This window comes from Solemya elarraichensis gill symbiont, from assembly GCF_002021095.1.
GTDB lineage: Bacteria > Pseudomonadota > Gammaproteobacteria > Chromatiales > Chromatiaceae.
Window position 1 is genome coordinate 1 of sequence record NZ_MPRK01000226.1, and the last position, 3,769, is coordinate 3,769.

6 protein-coding genes are annotated in these 3,769 nt (G+C 48.3%); 4 read left to right on the plus strand and 2 right to left on the minus strand.

Annotation, left to right across the window (positions count from 1 at the left end; genetic code table 11):
* Positions 1 to 132: 132 nt before the first annotated feature.
* The 3 genes from BOW51_RS09375 (at position 133) to BOW51_RS11950 (ending at position 1,791) form a co-directional block, all read left to right on the plus strand.
* Positions 133 to 1,104 carry an IS30 family transposase gene (locus tag BOW51_RS09375; RefSeq protein WP_078477492.1) on the plus strand — a complete coding sequence of 324 codons (972 nt, stop codon included), beginning with the start codon at positions 133 to 135 and terminating at the stop codon, positions 1,102 to 1,104.
* A 72-nt stretch (positions 1,105 to 1,176) separates the two neighbouring features.
* Entirely contained in the window at positions 1,177 to 1,446 is a 270-nt protein-coding gene (locus tag BOW51_RS09380; protein ID WP_078477493.1) for a DDE-type integrase/transposase/recombinase, read from the plus strand.
* A gap of 186 nt (positions 1,447 to 1,632) precedes the next feature.
* The gene (locus BOW51_RS11950; RefSeq protein WP_370738167.1) at positions 1,633 to 1,791 is read left to right on the plus strand and encodes an IS3 family transposase; all 159 of its coding nucleotides are present in this window, start codon (positions 1,633 to 1,635) and stop codon (positions 1,789 to 1,791) included.
* Positions 1,792 to 2,158: 367 nt separating this feature from the next.
* Here BOW51_RS11950 and BOW51_RS09390 read toward each other — a convergent pair whose 3' ends face one another.
* A complete protein-coding gene (locus tag BOW51_RS09390) occupies positions 2,159 to 2,668 on the minus strand; it encodes a GNAT family N-acetyltransferase (protein WP_078477495.1) in 510 nt (169 codons plus the stop codon).
* A gap of 48 nt (positions 2,669 to 2,716) precedes the next feature.
* Complete coding sequence (locus tag BOW51_RS09395; RefSeq protein WP_245828657.1) at positions 2,717 to 3,208, minus strand: GNAT family N-acetyltransferase; 492 nt, start codon at positions 3,206 to 3,208, stop codon at positions 2,717 to 2,719.
* A 345-nt stretch (positions 3,209 to 3,553) separates the two neighbouring features.
* Between BOW51_RS09395 and BOW51_RS09400 the strand changes: the two genes are divergently transcribed.
* Positions 3,554 to 3,769 (plus strand): transposase (locus tag BOW51_RS09400; RefSeq protein WP_153039642.1); only part of this gene is annotated, 216 nt, incomplete at its 3' end.

Genomic DNA, 3,769 nt, shown 5'->3' on the forward strand with positions numbered 1-3,769 from the left:
CACGTCAGAAAAACAGTCTCGCCTAGTGGCTACCGGGGACTACGCGCCTTCGATTCTCTCTCCTTGGCGCGCAGCGGTTGAAGGGCCAGCTGGTAGAGTCGGCGCTTCTCCAGACAAAGAGAAGAAGCACTTATGAACTACAGCCAGCTGACCGAACATGAACGATACCAAATTTACGCGCTCAAGAAAGGCGGACATTCGCAGAAGGAAATTGCATGGCTGTTGGGACGAAGTCCCTCCACCATCAGCCGCGAGTTGAGGCGCAATAAAGGATTGCGGGGATACAGGCCAAAGCAAGCCCAAAGATTGTCAGGTTTTCGGCGTAAAGGGGCAGGTAAGGCATGCAAAGTAACTGACGGCATCCGAGTCGCTATCGCAACGCTGATTCGCCAGGAGTTAACCCCTCAGAAAGTCGTGGGCTATTTGGCTAGGCACAAGAGCCTATCGCTGCATCACGAAACGGTGTATCAGCTGATTTATGCTGACAAGGCTAGAGGTGGCGATTTGTACAGGCACCTGAGAGTAGCCTCAAAGCCTTATCGCAAGCGCTATGGCAGCTATGATCGGCGTGGAAAGATCAAGAATCGGGTGGGTATCGATGACCGCCCAGCAGTTGTCGATAGAGGTACACGCATTGGTGACTGGGAGGGTGACACAGTCATAGGCAAGGGGTGCAAAAGCGCACTGTTGACGATGGTAGAACGTAAAACACTGTATACCGTGATTGTCCGATTAACCGGTAAACGTGCTGATCTTCTGACTGAAGCAGCGGTTCAGAATATGCAGCATCTGAAGGATAGAGTGAAAACTATCACCTTTGATAATGGCCTTGAGTTTGCCGGGCATGAAGCTATCGCTGAAGGATTGGATGCAGATATTTATTTTGCCCACCCTTACGCATCGTGGGAGCGTGGCATCAATGAAAATACCAATGGGTTGATCCGGCAGTATTTTCCAAAAGGCACCGATTTTAATAATGAGGTGAGTGATACTCAGGTTGAGTATGTGATGAACAGACTCAACAACAGACCGAGAGCCACAAGAGGCCATCGATCACCGAATGAATTATTTATGGGGCAGCGAGTGGATTTACTTGCTGCGTAATTGAATTGCAGTTATTACTTGAAACCGCGGAAATCCTAAAAAGGCACGCGCCTTCTTTGCGAAAGAAATGAAGTGAAGTACGGCTTTATCCAGGCGCAGCAGGACGATTTCCCCGTCACTGTGCTGTGCAGTAAACACGCGCTGCCGGTGGCGGAGAACGTGTTGAACCGAGGTTTCACACCGACAGAAAAGAACCGAGTATGGACAACCGACATCACGTATATCTGGACCTTGCAGGGGAGGGTTTATCTGGCGGTGGTGATCGACCTGTATTCGCGCCGGGTGGCTGGCTGGCTGGCTGGCTGGCACCTAGATTGCCGCATGGAAACGACGGGGCTTTGATGATGGCTATCAACCTGCGTAACTCGCCAGAGGGGGTGTAGCATCACTCTAACCGGGGCAGCCAGTACGCCAGCCACGCCTACCAGGCGTTGCTCCGCCAACACGGCATGGTGTGCTCGATGAGCCGCAAGGGAAACTGCTGGGACAACGCGCCGACTGAGCGCTTCTTCAGCAGCCTCAAGCGCGATCAGCAGCCTCAAGCGCGAATGGTTGACGGGGAATGTCTACCCGACAAGGGAAGACGCAGTAGCGGATGTGAGAGCGTACATCGCGTATTACAACTCACGCCGCCTGCATACGACGCTGGGCGATTTAACGCCCAGCGAATTTGAGCAATGTGCTTAGCTGGGTGTCCGGTTGGACTTAACCACAACAATATCAAAGTTTTAGAGTCAAGATTCTCAGATTCAGAGTCATCTGTACTTGACGCTCTTGATATGGGTATGAATTATGAGTACAAAGATTAAGGCTCTGTCCTAATTAAGTGTTGGTAATAATCTTTCCCACTAGTTCTTCTGAATGCGTAAATCAGTTATATAACCAGGCAGAAGTTAATCTTGTTGTCGCAGATTGCGACATCAAGTCCGCTTCTTGCCGATTGCTGACATGGCAGCTCTGCTACCGAAGGAGACATTAACGTTGTGCTAAGGGGCGCGAGCGCAGCAAGCGTCCCAGTGAGCGATAGCGAACGAACTTGAGCACCTTGTTATACCTATATGAACTTTGCCATGTAATGCTCATTGATATACCTGCCATTCACCTTCAGTGAATTATGTTTTATGCCTTCAGGCTCAAACCCCATGCTTTGGTACAAGGATACGGCCTTGTTATTTGTTTCAACAACTGTGAGTTCTATACGGTGATAGTGGTTTTTTGATGCCCAATTGATGAACACCTGAAGCAATTGACGACCAATGCCATTTCCTTGTGCTTTTTCAAGCACTGCCATTGCTATTTGAACAGTGTGGCGATTGCGTTTTGTTTTCCCACCATTACCACCTAAAAAACCTACCAACTCATTTTCTGATTCTGCAACGAACAAAACCCACGACTTAGAGCCTCTATTCTGTTCGATTAATTTTGCTTCTTCTTCTGTCGATACGTTGAATTCGTCGTGCTCTAGCAGCAGAAAATCAGACTCCCGATACAACGCTGGGAATAATTTAACCAATGCCTCAGCGTCATTTGGTTCTGCTTGTCTGATTGTGATCTCAGTGTTCATTCTTATTGGGGCATAACGTCGCGTTTTGGCATCCGCTGGAACCCCTTGTTAGCTGCTAATGCGCTTTGACACTGCGTAGTTCGTAAATCGCTCTCCACGAAGCGATACTGTTTGTTCGCCTTCGATTGAGAAACCATGGTTCTGAAAAAAGCCCTTTGCCGTAATACTTGCCTCGGCAAATAGGCTTGAAATACCTTGGCTCGATGCTTCTGCCTCTATGGCGCGAAGTAATGCGCTCCCAACGCCCTTTCCCTGCCAATTATGAGCAGCGTAAAAACAGTCTATGTGACCATTATTTTCAAGCTCAGCAAAACCGATTAACTCACCATTTTCTTCTGCTACAAAAGGGTTTGTTCCTTTTAGCCTATTAGCCCATTGGAACGAATCTTTCTCACATGGTGCCCATGCGTCGATTTGTGCTGGTGAGTAGTCTTTACTATTCACACTATGGGCGGTCTCGTATAGCAGAGACCATAGGGCTTCTTCCTCTCCTGTTTTGTAACGCCTGACCTTCATATTCTTTTTTACGCGCGGATTCAATTCTTAAGGGTACCTCGAATAATCCGAATTTATTATAGCGTGTCTCGATTCTTTGTCGAAATTCCGATTTTCACTCGAAATCGAGGCAAGGATACCCTTTTAATTGATCATTATTTGATCAATTTACACCTTCCAGGCGGACCAATCCCCTGGCATCAACAAGCACCAACCTCATCAAAATAACTCCAGCGCTTCATGTTGTACGCCATATTGATCAAACCCAGTTTAAGTCTTGCTCTGGCATAACCAATGGTGCGCACAAAATCACCTGCCATCTGTTTGTGGGGTTTTACCCCGATTTTCCGGATAACCTAAAAAGGCTCATAATGAGCCAGGGGGTATCCGATGAGTAAACGCAGAAATTTTTCTGATGCGTTCAAACATGAGGCGGTTGCACTGGCCAATCAGCCAGGAGTAACACTTGCCCAGATCAGTCGCGATTTGGGTATTAGCGCAAATATGTTAGGTTGTTGGCGACGGGAACTCGAAACCAATGGCGCCAAGGCTTTTCCCGGACAGGGCCATGCACGAGATGAAGAAATGGCCAAGCTGAAACGGGAG